Source organism: Pseudomonas algeriensis, assembly GCF_048847255.1.
In the GTDB taxonomy this organism is placed as follows: Bacteria; Pseudomonadota; Gammaproteobacteria; order Pseudomonadales; family Pseudomonadaceae; genus Aquipseudomonas.
The window spans coordinates 1-16,416 of record NZ_JBKKRK010000013.1; the positions used below are offsets into that span (position 1 = coordinate 1).

At 60.9% G+C, this 16,416-nt stretch carries 11 protein-coding genes; 10 read left to right on the top strand and 1 reads right to left on the bottom strand.

From position 1 onward, the window contains the following. Positions 1–157: 157 nt before the first annotated feature. Entirely contained in the window at positions 158–1,954 is a 1,797-nt protein-coding gene (locus ACLK1G_RS18655) for a methyl-accepting chemotaxis protein (protein ID WP_420766768.1), read from the bottom strand. Positions 1,955–2,197: 243 nt separating this feature from the next. Between ACLK1G_RS18655 and ACLK1G_RS18660 the strand changes: the two genes are divergently transcribed. The 10 genes from ACLK1G_RS18660 (at position 2,198) to ACLK1G_RS18705 (ending at position 16,352) form a co-directional block, all read left to right on the top strand. Further along, on the top strand, positions 2,198–2,464 hold the full coding sequence (locus ACLK1G_RS18660; protein WP_420766769.1) for a DUF4212 domain-containing protein: 267 nt from the start codon (positions 2,198–2,200) through the stop codon (positions 2,462–2,464). A gap of 11 nt (positions 2,465–2,475) precedes the next feature. Further along, the gene (locus tag ACLK1G_RS18665; protein WP_420766770.1) at positions 2,476–4,245 is read left to right on the top strand and encodes a sodium:solute symporter family protein; all 1,770 of its coding nucleotides are present in this window, start codon (positions 2,476–2,478) and stop codon (positions 4,243–4,245) included. A 243-nt stretch (positions 4,246–4,488) separates the two neighbouring features. Further along, positions 4,489–6,534 (top strand): TonB-dependent siderophore receptor, encoded by a 2,046-nt coding sequence (locus ACLK1G_RS18670; RefSeq protein ID WP_420766771.1) that lies wholly within the window; start codon positions 4,489–4,491, stop codon positions 6,532–6,534. 583 nt (positions 6,535–7,117) lie between these two features. Beyond that, positions 7,118–8,527: a circularly permuted type 2 ATP-grasp protein gene (locus tag ACLK1G_RS18675; protein WP_420766772.1), complete on the top strand. Its 1,410-nt coding sequence runs from the start codon at positions 7,118–7,120 to the stop codon at positions 8,525–8,527. A 3-nt stretch (positions 8,528–8,530) separates the two neighbouring features. After that, the gene (locus tag ACLK1G_RS18680) at positions 8,531–9,481 is read left to right on the top strand and encodes an alpha-E domain-containing protein (RefSeq protein WP_420766773.1); all 951 of its coding nucleotides are present in this window, start codon (positions 8,531–8,533) and stop codon (positions 9,479–9,481) included. Continuing rightward, positions 9,478–10,275 (top strand): transglutaminase family protein, encoded by a 798-nt coding sequence (locus ACLK1G_RS18685; RefSeq protein ID WP_420766774.1) that lies wholly within the window; start codon positions 9,478–9,480, stop codon positions 10,273–10,275. The genes ACLK1G_RS18680 and ACLK1G_RS18685 overlap by 4 nt, the downstream gene beginning before the upstream one ends. 199 nt (positions 10,276–10,474) lie before the next feature. Then, positions 10,475–11,146 (top strand): DUF3313 domain-containing protein, encoded by a 672-nt coding sequence (locus ACLK1G_RS18690; RefSeq protein ID WP_420766775.1) that lies wholly within the window; start codon positions 10,475–10,477, stop codon positions 11,144–11,146. A 106-nt stretch (positions 11,147–11,252) separates the two neighbouring features. Next, the gene (gene tpx / locus ACLK1G_RS18695; RefSeq protein ID WP_420766776.1) at positions 11,253–11,753 is read left to right on the top strand and encodes a thiol peroxidase; all 501 of its coding nucleotides are present in this window, start codon (positions 11,253–11,255) and stop codon (positions 11,751–11,753) included. A gap of 190 nt (positions 11,754–11,943) precedes the next feature. Further along, the gene (locus ACLK1G_RS18700; RefSeq protein ID WP_420766777.1) at positions 11,944–13,260 is read left to right on the top strand and encodes an MdtA/MuxA family multidrug efflux RND transporter periplasmic adaptor subunit; all 1,317 of its coding nucleotides are present in this window, start codon (positions 11,944–11,946) and stop codon (positions 13,258–13,260) included. Continuing rightward, a complete protein-coding gene (locus tag ACLK1G_RS18705; RefSeq protein WP_420766778.1) occupies positions 13,257–16,352 on the top strand; it encodes an MdtB/MuxB family multidrug efflux RND transporter permease subunit in 3,096 nt (1,031 codons plus the stop codon). The genes ACLK1G_RS18700 and ACLK1G_RS18705 overlap by 4 nt, the downstream gene beginning before the upstream one ends. Positions 16,353–16,416 lie beyond the last annotated feature (64 nt).

The following is a 16,416-nucleotide window of genomic DNA, read 5'->3' on the forward strand; positions in this document are numbered from 1 at the left end:
TCCCTTGTGGGAGCGAGCCTGCTCGCGATAGCGGAGTGTCAGTTGGTGATGAATTGACTGACCCGCCGCCATCGCGAGCAGGCTCGCTCCCACAGTTGTTTTGGGCTGGCCTCAAGATTTGTGTACATCACCGCTCCCACACGGCTGGTCGAAACGCTTAGTCCGCCAACAACACCGCCGCATCAAACCCCACCCGCAAGTTGCCCCAGTGACGGCCGCCGAAGAAGAACGGCACGTCGATCTCGGTCATGATTTCCCCGGTGTCGCGCAGGTAGGTCTGGAGCAGGAAGCGCTGGACGTTGCCCGCAGCGCGCAGGCCGATCGGGTCGTTGAAGATCCGCTTGTTGCGGCACACCGGCAGGTCAACCGCGCGGTCGCCGGTGGGTTGCTTGGAGACCCAGCTGTTATTGACCGGGCAATACCCCTTCGTATCGACAATGAACGAGACCTTGCCGCCCGGCGTGCTGCGGGTGAGCTTGTCGCATTCTTCCTGGCAGACCCGGGCAAAGCGTTCGGTATAACTGGTCATGTATTGCTTGGGATCGGTGCCGGGAATCAATTGGTAATTCTGGTCGAACAGGTTGACACCTTCATCCTGCAACGCCTGCAAATGAACCTGCAGCGTGTCGCGGCATTCGCTGGCACGGGTGATGGCGGCGTCCAGCTTGCCGTGGCCAAGCACGAAGCGGCCCAGTAGCGTCTGGACTTTCTCCGCCACGCCAGACAGGTCGCGGGTGGCGGTCGCCGATTGCTGCATGCGTTGGTCGATCGACTGGCTGTCGGCGTGGATCTGGGTGACGCGTTCGTTGATGCCAGTGTTGGTATCGGCGAATTGCTGGATATGGTCAGCGATGTCGGCCAACTTGCCGTTGGTGGATTCGAAGTCGACGATCATGCTTTCGAAATGACCGGACGCGCGTTCAACGACTTTCTGGGTTTCCCGGGCGCTGTGGCTGATCTGGGTGGTCTGTTCGTGGGTCGAGCTGACTTCCTGCAACATGGCGTCGATGTTACGGGAGATATCGTCGGTGGCGCGGCTGACGTTCTGCGCCAAGGTGCGCACTTCATCGGCGACCACCGCAAAGCCACGGCCACTTTCCCCGGCACGCGCGGCTTCGATGGCGGCGTTGAGGGCCAACAGGTTGGTCTGGGCGGAAATCTGCTGGATCAGGCCGACGATCGACTTGATGCTCGAAGAGCGCTGGTTGAGGGCGTCCACCAGCCCGGCGAACTCGCCGAGGCTGCTGGAAATCTCGCTGATGTTGCCGGTCACTTCCAGCAATTCGGCGTAGGAGTCCCGGGCCATGCTCAGGTTCTGCGCGGTGGTCCCGGATATGCCCTGGGTCTGGCGCGACACCTCTTCGATACGGCCCACAGCGGTATTGCTCTGCTCCATCACTTCCTTGGCGAAGCGCGCCTGGTGCGTCGCGCTGTCGCTGGAATCACTGATGTTCTTCAGCGAGCGGGCCGATTCGACGGCGATATGGACGGTCAATGCCTGGACGTTGCTAATGATCTCGCGCTGCTTGGCCAGGAAACGGTTGCAGGTGGCGGCCAGCGTGCGGATCTCGTCGTGGGTCACCAGCGGCAGGTCCTTGGACAAGTCGCCCTCGCCGTTGGCGATCTCTTCCAGTGCTTTGGTCATGGCGGTAACGGGGCGCACGATGAGGTGGCGGAAGTACCAGACCATGAAACTGACCATGGCCAGCGTCAAAAGCGCGCCGAAGAGCAGCGCATGGGTGAGGCTGTCGAGGCGGTCTTGAATCTGTCCCAGCAGCGCGGCGTCAAGCTGGGCAGTGCGCAACTGCAGGACGATATCGGCGCGGGCGCTGAGGGCCACCCAATAAAGCAAGGCACTGACCGCGACCAAGAGGAAAAGGCTTGAAAGCTTTTTGGTGAGGGTATCGAAAAATTGCATTTCGATAGACTCATACAAGGCCTTTAACGTCTGCATCACAGCTCCAGGGAAAAATAGATTCGATGGCATACATTCGACCGAGAACGGCAAAGCTTTAGGGGGTTGGGGCGATTTGATATCACCCTGGGATTCTGACGCGGCCTGGCCCTGTCTTTTCGGTGCGAAAGGGATGTCAATAACTGTTGTTACGAATTAGACGAAAGTCGTACTAGCGCCTTGTCCGGCGACTGCTACGGTTTGAAGTGCAGAACAATAACAACAAAACAAGAGGGCGCTTCGATGTCCACTGAAAAACAACAGGCTGCGCGTGCCTACTGGACGGAAAATCTACGCTGGATGCTGGTGTTGCTGGTCATCTGGTTCGTGGTGTCGTTCGGTTTCGGCATCTTGCTGGTCGACTCACTCAACACCATCAGTTTCTTCGGCACGCCCCTGGGGTTCTGGTTTGCCCAGCAGGGGTCCATCTACGTCTTTGTGCTCGAGATCTTCTTCTATGTCTGGAAGATGAATCAGCTTGATCGCAAATATGACGTTCACGAAGACTGAGGGCAGCGCACATGGACACAAAAACCCTGATCTACCTGGTCGTAGGCGCCACCTTTGCGTTGTACATCGCGATCGCGATCTGGACGCGGGCCGGCTCCACCAGTGAATACTACGTCGCGAGCAAGGGCGTGCACCCCGTGCTCAACGGCATGGCGACCGGTGCGGACTGGATGTCGGCGGCGTCGTTCATTTCCATGGCGGGGATCATCGCCTTCGCGGGGTACGACGGTTCCGTCTACCTGATGGGCTGGACCGGCGGCTACGTCCTCCTGGCGATGTGCCTGGCGCCGTACCTGCGCAAATTCGGCAAGTTCACCGTGCCCGAGTTCGTTGGGGCGCGTTATTACTCGCAGACGGCGCGGGTGGTGGCGGTAATCTGCGTGATCTTCATTTCCTTTACCTACGTGGCGGGGCAGATGCGCGGCGTAGGCATCGTGTTTTCCCGCTACCTGGAAGTGGACATCAACACCGGCGTCATGATCGGCATGGCCATCGTGTTCTTCTATTCGGTGCTGGGCGGCATGAAAGGCATCACCTACACCCAGGTGGCGCAGTACTGCGTGATGATCTTCGCCTACATGGTGCCGGCCATCTTCATCTCGATGATGATCACCGGCAATCCGATCCCGCAGCTGGGCTTCATCAGCGAAGCCGCCGGCTCGGGGCAGAGTGTGATCGAACGGCTCAATGGCCTGGGCGCCGAGTTGGGCTTCTCTGCCTATACCAATGGCACCAAGTCGACCATGGACGTGTTTTTCATCACCATGGCGCTGATGGTGGGGACCGCGGGCCTGCCCCATGTGATCGTGCGGTTCTTCACCACCCCCACCGTCCGGGACGCACGCAAGTCTGCCGGCTACGCGTTGCTGTTCATCGCGATTCTCTACACCACCGCACCGGCGGTGGCAGCGTTCGCTCGTACCAACCTGCTGACCTCCATCCCCAACGTCAGTTATGCCACCGCGCCGGACTGGTTCAAGGCCTGGGAAAATTCCGGACTGATTGCCTGGGCGGACAAGAACAACGACGGCATCATCCAGTACAGCCCTGGGGCGGCGCTGGTCGGGGCGCCGAGCTTTACCGGCGAACGTGGGGCGCATGAGCAGCGGTTGCTCAAGAACCAGCTTTCGCCGGTGCCCAACGAGCTGTATGTCGACAACGACATCATGGTGTTGGCCAACCCTGAAATCGCCGGGCTGCCCGGTTGGGTAATTGCCTTGATCGCTGCCGGTGGGCTGGCGGCGGCGCTATCGACGGCAGCGGGGCTGTTGCTGGTGATCTCCACCTCGATCTCCCATGACCTGCTCAAAAGCAACATCATGCCCAGGATCAACGAGAAGCAGGAGTTGCTCGCGGCGCGTATCGCGGCCGGTGTGGCGGTGTTGATCGCGGGATTGTTCGGCATCTACCCACCCGCATTCGTCGCCCAGGTGGTGGCGTTCGCCTTCGGGTTGGCGGCGTCTTCGTTCTTCCCGGTCATCGTCATGGGGATCTTCTCCAAGCGCATGAACCGCGAAGGCGCGATTGCCGGGATGATCGTCGGGCTGACCTTCACGTTCACCTACATCGTCTATTTCAAATTCATCAACCCGACGATGAACACGGCTGAACATTGGTGGCTTGGTGTGTCCCCTGAAGGCATCGGCACATTGGGCATGGTATTCAACTTCCTGGCGGCCCTGGTGGTGTCACGCTTCACCGCGCCGCCACCGGAGCACATCCAGCATCTGGTCGAGGACATCCGCGTACCGAGGGGTGCTGGCGCCGCCATCGATCACTGACCTTCAACGAGCCCCAAAAAGGAGAGGGGACCGATAAAGGGCGCCGGAGTCATCCTCCGGCGCCCTTTAATGCATTCAGAGTCAAGCGTGGAAATGTTGGAAAGATTTACTGGGAATCATTCTCAAAGTATATTCGCTCTCATTTCCAACCCTCTGTGAGTGCGCGTCTTGAATCGTTTCACCCCTTTCGCCTACCGCAACGCCCTCGTCAAATGTGTTTTACCTGCGCTGTCCTGTTGTTTCATGGCCAGCCCCTTGAGGGCACAGGACACCCTCGAACTGCCCACTACGGATGTGCAAGGCAGTCGGATCATTCAGGACGAGGGCTACACGGCGACGCAAGCCAGCACGGCGAGCAAGAGCGATGTACCGATCAAGGAAGAGGCGCAATCGATCAACGTAGTCACTCAGCAGACGCTGGCGGACTATCAGGTGCGCTCGCTGGAGGACGCGATGAAGTTCGTCAGCGGCGTCAGCCAGGGCAACACCCTGGGCGGCTCGCGGGACTCATTGGTCAAGCGCGGCTTCGGCACCAACGACGACGGCTCGATCCTGCGCGACGGCGTGCGTTCCAACCTGGGCCATAACTTCAGCGCCACCACCGAGCGGGTCGAAGTACTCAAGGGGCCGGCCTCGATGTTGTACGGCGCGCTGGAACCTGGCGGACTGATCAACGTCATCAGCAAGAAGCCGCAATACACCCAGAGCACCACGCTCAGCGGTTCCGCCTACAGCGAAGGCGGCGGCACCATGGCCCTGGACACCACCGGACCGCTGGGCGATACCGGATTGGCCTATCGCCTGATCGCCGAGCGCGGCCATGAGGATTACTGGCGCAACTACGGGGTTAACGAGAGCACGCTGGTGGCGCCGTCGTTGGCCTGGACCGGCGAGCGGGCTTCGTTGAATTTGAGTTATGAGTACAACGAATATTCCAACCCGTTTGACCGGGGGACGATGTTCACCAATGGACATCCGGCCGACATCGACTATGACAAGCGCCTGGATGAACCTTGGGCCAAAAGCGTTGGCATCCGCGAAACCGCCACCGCGCGGTTCGAGTATGAACTGAGCGAGGCGTGGAAGACACGGGTGACCTACGGCTGGAACAATGACCGTTACAGCCTTTCGATTGCGCAGCCGCGCCTGTCGAATGGTGTCCTTCAGCGCGCCGCCAACGGTGCCCATTATGACGATGAAACCCGCTACGCCAGTTGGGACTTCATTGGCAATCAAGAATTGTTCGGCCAGCGTCATGATCTGTTGGTCGGGGTCGACAACCAGGTTTCAGACCAGTTTCGGGGCAAGACTTACCGTGGCGCTAACCAAGCAGGTTTCGACCCTACGACTCCGGTGTACGGTGGCCTGGATGAGCCAAGTCGTGTGAATGCTGCGCAGAGCAACCTGAGCAACAAGCTGACCTCCAGTTCGGTGTATCTGAAGGACAACTGGCACCTGGACGACCGCTGGATCCTTGTATTTGGCGGTCGTTATCAGCATTACGATCAATACACGACGCAGGGACTCGTCCCTGCCAAGCCAGTTCGCGACGATAATGGAGACGCCTTCGTCCCATTCCTCGGCCTGGTCTACAAAGCCACGGAAGAACTGTCGCTATATGGCAACTACAGTCGCTCGTTCAAGCCTAACGACGTGGTGGACGAGGGTAGTCATACCTTCAAGCCGGAGGAGGGCCGCAGCTACGAAGTCGGCGCGAAATACGATCCGCTGCCGGGCCTGAATATCAACCTCGCCCTGTTCGATATCGTGAAGAAAAACGTCGTGACGTCCTCTACGATCAACGGCGTAACGTTGGCAGAAGCCGCTGGCAAAGTCGGCTCTCAAGGCCTCGAACTCGATATCACTGGTCGCCTCGCCGAACGTTGGGACTTGATCGGCACCTACGCCTATACCCACACGGAGATCCTTGATGATCCGGACGATGAAGGCCATCGTCTGGCCGACGCCCCCAAGCACACCGCCAGCCTGTACCTGAGCCACCACCTGAACGTCCCGGCCGAATTCGGTGCCTGGCACGCCGGTGCCGGCGCCCGTTATGTCGGCGAGCGCGCCGCCAACAACGCCAACGATTTCTGGCTCAGCAGCTACACCGTCGCCGACGCTTTCCTGCGCTGGGAGTCGCCGGTGTTCGGGCACAAGACGTCGTTGCAGTTGAACGTCGATAACCTGTTCGACAAGCAATACTACCCGTCATCCACCGGCAGTGAACTTCAGGTCGCCGTCGGCGAGCCGCGTACCGCCAGGTTGAGTGCCAGCGTGACGTTCTGATCGCAGCACGCCAACAAAAATGCCCGGACAACCATGTCCGGGCATTTTTATTTCTGGCTTCAGGCCGTCTTCGCGCAAGCTCGCTTCCAACGAAGCGCTCTTTCAGCGAAGTCTTCGCTCGTGAGCTATGGTTGAGCCAAGCGCAGCGCTTTAGAGGTGAGTAATAATTTCCCCTTTTCGGGGCGTTCGGCCTCGACTTCCCGTCTGTCTGCACCGATTCGACCCGTTTGCTGTGCCGGCGCTTGAAACTGGAGTCAGCGTTTCAGGGCTCGAATCTCTTTTCGTCGCGAAATCAAAAATAAATTTCGCTTTTTCACCGCTTTGCGCCGGTTTTTCCAGCATTGCTTCAATCCGCCGCACTTAGGCACAGCCCTTGCTACGGCTCCACGAGACCCAGCAGAAAGGAGTTTCGATACGCAAATATAAAAAAGGGGCGCACGTCATCCAGACGCAAAGGCCTGATCAGAGACCCATGCCTGACGAGGTATTCAAAGAACCAGGGCTCATAAACGAGGCAAGGCCGTACTTGGTGGAATGACGACGTAATAAGAAATGCCGTGTACGACACGGCTGGGAGTTGGCTATGCCCCACGCTTTTTTCAATGAAATGTACGACGCGAAGGGTGACTGCCGCCCGCACTACCAAGCATTCTCGCGCTGGCTGGCGGACACGCCGCTGGAACTGCTGGAACAACGCCGCCGTGAAGCCGACCTGCTGTTTCATCGGGCGGGCATCACCTTCACGCTTTATGGGGACGAGCAGGGCACCGAGCGCTTGATCCCGTTCGATATCATTCCGCGCAGCATCAAGGCCAGCGAATGGCAAATCGTCGAACGCGGCTGCATCCAGCGGGTCCAGGCCCTGAACATGTTCCTGGCCGACATCTACCATGGCCAGCGCATTCTCAAGGAAGGCATCATCCCCGCCGAGCAGGTGCTCGCCAACGAGGGTTATCAAATTGCGATGCAGGGCCTGGACCTGCACCGAGGCATCTATGCCCACATCGCAGGCGTCGACCTGGTCCGCGATGGCGATGGCAGCTATTACGTGCTGGAGGACAACCTGCGCACGCCAAGTGGCGTGAGCTACATGCTCGAAGACCGCAAGATGATGATGCGCCTGTTCCCCGAACTCTTCGCCGCCCAGCGCGTGGCGCCCATCGATCATTACCCGAACCTGTTGCTCGACACGCTCAAAAGCTCAAGCCCGTTGGACAACCCGACCACCGTGGTCCTGACGCCGGGGCGTTTCAACAGCGCCTATTTCGAGCACGCGTTCCTGGCCCGGGAAATGGGAGTGGAGCTGGTGGAAGGTGCGGACCTGTTCGTGCGTGACGACCATGTCTATATGCGCACCACGGCCGGGCCCCAGCAGGTGGATGTAATCTACCGTCGCCTGGACGATGCCTACCTCGATCCGCTGTCCTTCAACCCTGATTCCATGCTCGGCGTGCCGGGGCTGATCGCGGTCTACCGTGCAGGCAATGTGGTGCTGGCAAACGCCGTCGGCACGGGCGTGGCGGATGACAAGTCGATCTATCCCTATGTCGACGACATGATCCGTTTCTACCTGACCGAAGAACCGATCCTGAAGAACGTGCCGACCTGGCAGTGTCGCAAACCCCAGGACCTGTCCCACGTACTGGCGAACCTGCCCGACTTGGTCGTCAAGGAAACCCAGGGTTCCGGCGGCTACGGCATGTTGGTCGGGCCAGCTGCCACCGCAGCGGAGATCGAAGATTTTCGGGCCCGCCTCAAGGCCAGGCCCGAGGCCTATATCGCCCAGCCGACCTTGAGCCTTTCCACCTGTCCGACGTTCGTCGAAAGCGGCATCGCGCCACGCCACATCGACTTGCGTCCCTTCGTGCTTTCCGGCAAGGAAACCCGCCTGGTGCCCGGCGGCTTGACCCGCGTGGCGCTGCGCGAGGGCTCGCTGGTGGTGAACTCGTCCCAGGGCGGCGGTACCAAAGACACTTGGGTCGTGGAGGACTAAGACATGCTTTCAAGAACCGCATCGGACCTCTACTGGATGTCCCGCTACCTGGAGCGCGCCGAGAACCTGGCACGCATGCTCGAAGTCAGTTATTCGCTGTCGCTGATGCCCCAGGCCGGACGCGGCGATGGTCAGGCCGAGCTGGCGATGTCGTTGCTGGCGGCCGGTACGCTGGATGACTACAACGCCCGTTATGACACCCTCAACACCGAGCGCATGCTGCATTTCTTTGCGTTGGACGAAACCAACCCCGGCAGCATCTACAGTTGCCTGCGGGCGGCGCGGACCAACGCCCATGCCGTGCGCGGACGCATCACCGCGGACATGTGGGAGAACATCAACGCCACCTGGCTGGAGATGCGCAGCATCGCCAGCAACGGCCTGGGCCGTTATGGCATCAGCCATTTCTGCGAATGGGTGAAGGAGCGTTCGCACCTGTTCCGTGGCGCGACGTCGGGCACGATCATGCGCAACGATGCCTACTGTTTCATTCGCCTGGGGACGTTCATCGAGCGCGCCGACAACACCTTGCGGCTGCTGGATGCGCGCTACGAGATGTTCGGCGAAGAATCGGAAGAGGTCAGCGACAACTCGGCGCGCGGTTACTACCAGTGGAGTGCGTTGCTGCGGGCGTTGTCTTCGTTCGAGGCGTTCAACGAGATCTACCGTAACGCGCCGAATGCCGAGCAGGTGTCCGAGATGTTGCTGCTGCGGGCCGACGTGCCACGCTCGCTGCACGCCTGCATTGAAGAACTGGACCATATTCTCGCCAGCCTGCCGGGCAATAACGGTCGGCCGGCGCAGCGGCTGGCCGCCGAGCTGAATGCGCGGCTGCGTTATTCGGGGATCGACGAGATCCTCGCGTCGGGCCTGCACCAATGGTTGACCGAGCTGATTGGCCAGATCCGCCACTTGGGCCAGACCATCCATGACGCCTATCTGGAGGTCGTATGAAACTGTCCATCCGCCACGACACGACCTATAGCTATGCCGACGAGGTCTGCACCAGCATCCAGTTCCTGCGCCTGACGCCCAAGGACACCCGACGCCAGACCATCCTGCAATGGCATCTTGAATTGCCGCGCCTGGTGCGCAGCCAGCTCGACCCGTACGGCAATATCCTGCACGTCATGACCATGGACGAGCCTCACGGCGCCCTGATCCTGACCGCTTATGGTGAAGTGCAGATCGACCAGACAGTGGAAATGGAGCCCGATACCCAATCACCGCTGCCGTTCCTGCGCACCAGCCGCCTCACCCTGGCCGACGACACCCTCAGCGCTTTCGCCGTGGCGCAATGCGGCGCACGCCGTGACCGTGCTGCGTTGGCCGACTTGATGAATGGCCTTGCCGATCGCATGCCCTACAGCCCCGGCACTACTGCCGTCAGCAGTACGGCGGCAGAGGCGTTCGCCGGTGGCGCCGGGGTCTGTCAGGACCATGCCCATGCGTTCGTGGCCTGCGCCCGCAGCCTCGGCGTGCCGGCGCGTTATGTGTCCGGCTATCTGTGTACCGAGGACGAGAGCCATCTGGCAAGCCACGCCTGGGCCGAGGCTTGGCTGGATGACGGCTGGTACAGCTTTGACGTGACCAATCGCTTGCTTCGTCCCGACCGCCATTTGAAGTTGGCGATTGGCCTGGATTACCTTGACGCCTGTCCGGTTCGCGGCATGCGCCGTGGTGGCGGGGCGGAGCAGATGCACGCGCGGGTGCAGGTAAGCTCGATGGTTCAGGTGCAGCATCAGTAATTTGACCATTGAAGGCTAAGGCCTCTTCGCGAGCAGGCTCGCTTCCCCAAAGGTTCGAGTTAACCCTGGGGGGAGCGAGCTTGCTCGCGATGAGGCAGGCACATCCAACCTCTATACGGCTACTGAACAGGCAAAACCCTGCGCATTGGCTATACCTGTAGTTCCGCCCCCCTCAGGTGTGGCCTACAGGAGTAACAGCATGAAACTCGCGTCCATGATCGGCACTGTCTGCATCGCTTCGCTCGCGCTGATGGGCTGCTCGAGCAAAGTCACCCAGCCGGACGAATACTCCGGCTTCCTGGGAGACTACAGCCGCCTCAAGGAAGAAAAATCGCCTTCGGGGGCCGAAGTGATGCGTTGGGTCGATCCGAAGATCGATCTGGCTAAATACTCCAGTGTGTATATCGAGCCGACGCAGCTCTATCCCAAGCCGCAACCGACCGTGAAGATTCCCGCCGGCACGTTGGCCGGCATTACCAGCTACTACGACCAGGCGCTCAAGCGGGAGGCGGGCAAGTCGTTGCCTCTGGCGACCAGTCCCGGGCCGGGTGTGTTGGTAGTACGGGCGGCCATCACCGCGGTCAGCAGCAAGACCGAGGGGCTCAAACCTTATGAAGTGATTCCGATTGCCTTGGTGGCCGCCGCGGTCAGTACGGCCAGCGGCATTCGCGATCAGGAAACCACGCTGGGCACCGAAGCGGTGTTTCTGGACGGTGGCAATAATGCGGTGGTCGCACAGGTGGTGCGCAAGGGCACGGGTAAGCTGTTGTCAAACGAGTCCCAGGTCATGAAGCCCGATGATGTCAAAGGGGTGATCGACGGCTGGGCCTCAGATCTGCACCAGTCGTATTTGCAGCTCAAGGCTAAATAGCGGGCCCCGCCACTCGTGACTTTTTGTGTGCAGGCATAGGTCGGAGCTCCATTTCATGGTTAACTCCGGCCTCACTGTTTTCAAACCTGTCAGAAGGAATCCGTTCATGGCTCAAGTCACCCTCAAAGGCAACCCAGTCCAAGTCAACGGCCAATTGCCACAAGCCGGTTCCAAGGCGCCAGCCTTTTCCCTGGTTGCCGGCAATCTGTCGGACGTGTCCCTGCAAGACTTCGCGGGCAAGCGCAAAGTGCTGAACATTTTCCCAAGCGTCGACACCCCGACCTGCGCCACTTCCGTGCGCAAGTTCAACGCCCAGGCCAACGACCTGGATAACACCGTGGTGCTGTGCATTTCCGCCGACCTGCCGTTCGCCCAGGCCCGCTTCTGTGGCGCCGAAGGCCTGGAAAACGTACAGAACCTGTCCACGCTGCGCGGTGCCGAGTTCATCGAGAACTACGGCGTCGCCATCGCGGACGGCCCGCTCAAAGGCCTGACTGCCCGCGCCGTGGTGGTGCTGGACGAAAACGACACCGTGCTGCACAGCGAGCTGGTCAAGGAAATCGCTGAAGAGCCGAACTACGAGGCGGCGCTCGCAGCCCTGAAATAACTGTTCCGAAACAAAGTATTTATTACAATTGTTAACGGCCTGGCCTGACCAGGCCGTTTTCATTTGTGTTTCAAGGCCTTAGCCGAGCATGGGAAAGGTAAGCCCAAGGTAAATTGCCGGTAAAGGCGCTTTGCTAAATACCCGCCAGTGCTTATCGTTCAGCCTCCTGTAGAAGAAGCCCACGCGCCCAATGGTTGACCATTCAATGCAATCCTCTGTTTCCCGTAAATCCCGTCGCTGGCTGTTCGGCCTGCTCATCCTATTGGCCGTTGCGTTGCTGGCTTGGAAATTCTGGCCTGCCGGCACCGGCTCGAACAACGAAGCAGGGCAGAAAGGCGCGGCCGGGCATATGGGGCGTTCGGGCGGCATGCGGCCAGGCTTTGGCGGTGCGACGGGCCCGATCCCGGTTCGGGTGGCGCCGGCGGTGACCGGGGATTTTCCGCTGTATTACAAGGCGCTGGGCACGGTTACCGCGCTCAATACCATCAATGTTCGCAGCCGCGTGGGCGGCGAATTGGTAAAGATCGCCTTCGAGGAAGGGCAGATGGTCAAGGCCGGGGACCTGCTGGCCGAGATCGACCCGCGTCCGTACCAGAACGCCTTGCTCCAGGCCGAAGGCACGTTGCTGCAGAACCAGGCCCAATTGAAGAACGCCCAGGTCGACCTCGAGCGTTATCGCGGCTTGTATGCCGAGGACAGCATCGCCAAGCAGACCCTCGACACCGCCGCTGCGCTGGTGGGCCAGTACCAGGGCACGGTCAAGACCAACCAGGCGGCGGTCAACGACGCCAAGCTCAACCTGGAATTCACCAAGATCCGCGCGCCGATCAGCGGACGCGTAGGGTTGCGTCAACTGGACATCGGCAACCTGGTAGCGGCCAATGACACCACGGCCCTGGCCGTCATCACCCAGACCCAACCCATCAGCGTTGTCTTCACGCTGCCTGAGAACAACCTCGAAACCGTGCTCGCCCGCTATCGCGGCGGGGCGAAACTGCCGGTCGAGGCTTGGGATCGTGGTGATGTGAAGCTGCAGGCCAGCGGCGTCTTGCAAAGCCTGGACAACCAGATCGACATCACCACCGGCACCTTGAAATTCAAGGCTCGCTACGAGAACCGCGACCAGTCGCTGTTTCCCAACCAGTTCGTCAACGTGCGCCTGCTGGCCGACACGCTCAAAGGCGTGGTCCTTGCGCCGACCGCCGCCATCCAGTTCGGCACCAACGGCACATTCGTCTATGCCTTGGATGGCGACAAGAAAGTCACCATCAAGAAACTCAAGATCGGCGCCAGCGATGGCGACAGGACGGTCGTCACCGAGGGGCTTGCCGCTGGCGACAGGGTGGTGCTCGAAGGCACCGACCGCCTGAAAGAGGGCAGCGAAGTGGAAGTGGTCAACGACAGCCAGGAGGTGCCGACCACGCCGACCGAGCATTTGCAGGGCAAGACCGCCGCGGCCCCGACTGAGCCGGCCATGGCCGACAAGGCGAAAAAGGGCGGCGCATGAATCTCTCGCGGCTGTTCATCCTTCGCCCGGTCGCCACCACGCTGAGCATGCTGGCCATTGTCCTGGCCGGCCTGATCGCCTATCGGCTGCTGCCGGTGTCGGCACTGCCCCAGGTCGATTACCCGACCATCCGCGTGATGACGCTGTACCCGGGCGCCAGTCCTGACGTGATGACCAGCGCCGTGACCGCGCCGCTGGAGCGTCAGTTCGGGCAGATGCCAGGCCTGACGCAGATGGCGTCCACCAGTTCCGGCGGCGCATCGGTGATCACCCTGCGTTTCAACCTGGACATCAACATGGATGTCGCCGAGCAGCAGGTGCAGGCCGCGATCAACGCCGCTACCAACCTTTTGCCCACCGACCTGCCGGCGCCGCCGGTGTACAACAAGGTCAACCCGGCCGACACCCCGGTGCTGACCCTGGCGATTACCTCCAAGACCATGCTGCTGCCCAAGCTCAATGATCTGGTGGACACGCGCATGGCGCAGAAGATTGCGCAGATCAGCGGCGTTGGCATGGTGACCATCGCCGGTGGCCAGCGCCAGGCCGTGCGGATCAAAGTCAATCCGCAAGCCCTGGCGTCCGCGGGCTTGAACCTGGCGGATGTGCGCACCTTGATCGGCGCTTCCAACGTCAACCAGCCCAAGGGCAACTTCGACGGTCCGACCCGAGTCTCGATGCTCGATGCCAACGATCAGTTGACCTCGCCCGAGGACTACGCCGAACTGATCCTGGCCTACGCCAACGGCGCGCCGCTGCGGCTCAAGGACGTCGCAGAGATCGTCGATGGCGCCGAGAACGAACGCCTCGCCGCCTGGGCCAACGAAAACCAGGCCGTGCTGCTCAATATCCAGCGCCAGCCAGGGGCCAACGTCATCGAGGTGGTGGACCGGATCAAGGCGATGTTGCCGAGCATCACCGACAACCTGCCGGCCGGCCTGGACGTTGCCGTGCTAACGGACCGCACCCAGACCATCCGCGCCTCGGTCACCGACGTTCAGCATGAATTGCTCATCGCCATTGCCCTGGTGGTCATGGTGACGTTCCTGTTCCTGCGCCGGGTCAGTGCCACGATCATCCCGTCGGTGGCCGTGCCGCTATCATTGATCGGTACGTTCGGCGTCATGTACCTGGCCGGTTTCTCCATCAACAACCTGACCCTGATGGCCCTCACCATCGCCACCGGTTTTGTGGTGGACGATGCCATCGTCATGCTGGAGAACATCGCCCGCTACATCGAGGAGGGCGACAGCCCGATGCAGGCGGCGCTCAAGGGGGCGAGGCAGATCGGCTTCACCTTGATTTCCCTGACACTGTCGCTGATCGCGGTGCTGATTCCGCTGCTGTTCATGGCGGACGTGGTCGGTCGCCTGTTCCGCGAGTTCGCCATCACCCTGGCGGTGGCGATCCTGATCTCGCTGGTGGTGTCCCTGACCCTGACGCCGATGATGTGCGCGCGGCTGCTCAAGCGTGAACCCAAGGAAGAGGAGCAGGGCCGCTTCTACCGCGCCAGCGGCGCCTGGATCGATTGGTTGATCGCCGCCTACGGGCGCAAGTTGCAATGGGTACTCAAGCACCAACCGCTGACGCTGTTGGTGGCGGTGGGTAGCCTGGTGTTGACGGTGGTGTTGTACCTAGCCGTGCCCAAGGGCTTTTTCCCGGTGCAGGATACGGGCGTGATCCAGGGCATTTCCGAGGCGCCGCAATCGATCTCCTTCGCCGCCATGAGCGAGCGCCAGCAGCAATTGGCCAAGGTCATCCTCGCCGATCCCGCCGTGCAAAGCCTGTCTTCCTACATAGGCGTGGACGGTGACAACGCCACGCTCAACAGCGGCCGCCTGCTGATCAACCTCAAGCCCCACAGCGAACGGGACGACAGCGCCAGCGCGATCATCGCTCGCCTGCAACCGCAACTGGACCGACTGGTGGGCATCCGGCTGTTCATGCAACCGGTGCAGGACCTGACCATCGAAGACCGGGTCAGCCGTACCCAATACCAGTTCAGCCTGTCGTCGCCGGATGCCGAATTGCTCAGCCTCTGGAGCGGGCGGCTCGTCGAAGCCCTGGTGCAACAGCCGGAACTCACCGACGTCGCCAGTGACTTGCAGGACAAGGGCTTGCAGGTCTACCTGGTGATCGACCGCGACGCCGCATCGAGACTGGGCGTGTCGGTGTCGAACATCACCGATGCGCTTTACGACGCCTTCGGCCAGCGGCAGATTTCGACCATCTATACCCAGGCCAGCCAATACCGCGTGGTGCTGCAGGCTCAGGCGGGGGAAAAGATCGGCCCGCAGGCCCTTGAACAGATCCATGTCAAGACCACCGACGGCGGGCAAGTCCGCCTGTCGAGCCTGGCCCGGGTCGAAGAACGTCAGGCGCAGTTGGCGATTGCTCACATTGGCCAGTTCCCGGCGGTGATGATGTCGTTCAACCTGGCACCGGGCGTGGCCCTTGGGCATGCTGTCGATGTCATCGAGAAAGTGCAGAAGGACATCGGCATGCCGGTCAGCGTGCAGACCGAATTCCAGGGCGCGGCCCAGGCGTTCCAGGCGTCGCTGTCGAGCACCTTGTTGTTGATCCTGGCGGCGGTGGTGACCATGTACATCGTGCTGGGCGTGCTCTACGAGAGCTACATCCACCCGATCACGATTCTTTCCACCTTGCCCTCGGCGGCCATCGGCGCGTTGCTGGCATTGATGCTGACCGGCAATGACCTGGGCATGATCGCGATCATCGGTATCATCTTGCTGATCGGTATCGTCAAGAAGAACGCGATCATGATGATCGACTTTGCCCTCGACGCCGAGCGCAACCAGGGCATGGACCCGCAGACCGCCATCTACCAGGCTGCGTTGCTGCGCTTCCGGCCGATCCTGATGACCACCCTCGCTGCGCTGTTCGGCGCCGTGCCGCTGATGCTCGCCACCGGCTCCGGCGCCGAGTTGCGCCAGCCCCTGGGCCTGGTGATGGTGGGCGGCTTGCTGGTGAGCCAGGTGCTCACGCTGTTCACCACGCCGGTGATCTACCTGTACTTCGATCGCCTGGGGCGGCGGTTCGTCAGGCCTGAGGCCGATGAGGTGCGGGTATGACGCATTCCCTGAACCGCAAGGAGCTTTTGTGGCGAGGGGATTTATCCCCGCTGGGCTGCGCAGC

Excerpts from the sequence above, each read along its gene's own strand:
- ACLK1G_RS18700 (WP_420766777.1), top strand. The coding sequence starts at position 11,944 with ATGGTTGACCATTCAATGCAATCCTCTGTTTCCCGTAAATCCCGTCGC.
- ACLK1G_RS18665 (WP_420766770.1), top strand. The coding sequence starts at position 2,476 with ATGGACACAAAAACCCTGATCTACCTGGTCGTAGGCGCCACCTTTGCG.
- ACLK1G_RS18675 (WP_420766772.1), top strand. The coding sequence starts at position 7,118 with ATGCCCCACGCTTTTTTCAATGAAATGTACGACGCGAAGGGTGACTGC.
- ACLK1G_RS18655 (WP_420766768.1), bottom strand. The coding sequence starts at position 1,954 with ATGCAGACGTTAAAGGCCTTGTATGAGTCTATCGAAATGCAATTTTTC.
- ACLK1G_RS18680 (WP_420766773.1), top strand. The coding sequence starts at position 8,531 with ATGCTTTCAAGAACCGCATCGGACCTCTACTGGATGTCCCGCTACCTG.
- ACLK1G_RS18685 (WP_420766774.1), top strand. The coding sequence starts at position 9,478 with ATGAAACTGTCCATCCGCCACGACACGACCTATAGCTATGCCGACGAG.
- ACLK1G_RS18670 (WP_420766771.1), top strand. The coding sequence starts at position 4,489 with ATGGCCAGCCCCTTGAGGGCACAGGACACCCTCGAACTGCCCACTACG.
- ACLK1G_RS18705 (WP_420766778.1), top strand. The coding sequence starts at position 13,257 with ATGAATCTCTCGCGGCTGTTCATCCTTCGCCCGGTCGCCACCACGCTG.
- tpx (WP_420766776.1), top strand. The coding sequence starts at position 11,253 with ATGGCTCAAGTCACCCTCAAAGGCAACCCAGTCCAAGTCAACGGCCAA.
- ACLK1G_RS18660 (WP_420766769.1), top strand. The coding sequence starts at position 2,198 with ATGTCCACTGAAAAACAACAGGCTGCGCGTGCCTACTGGACGGAAAAT.
- ACLK1G_RS18690 (WP_420766775.1), top strand. The coding sequence starts at position 10,475 with ATGAAACTCGCGTCCATGATCGGCACTGTCTGCATCGCTTCGCTCGCG.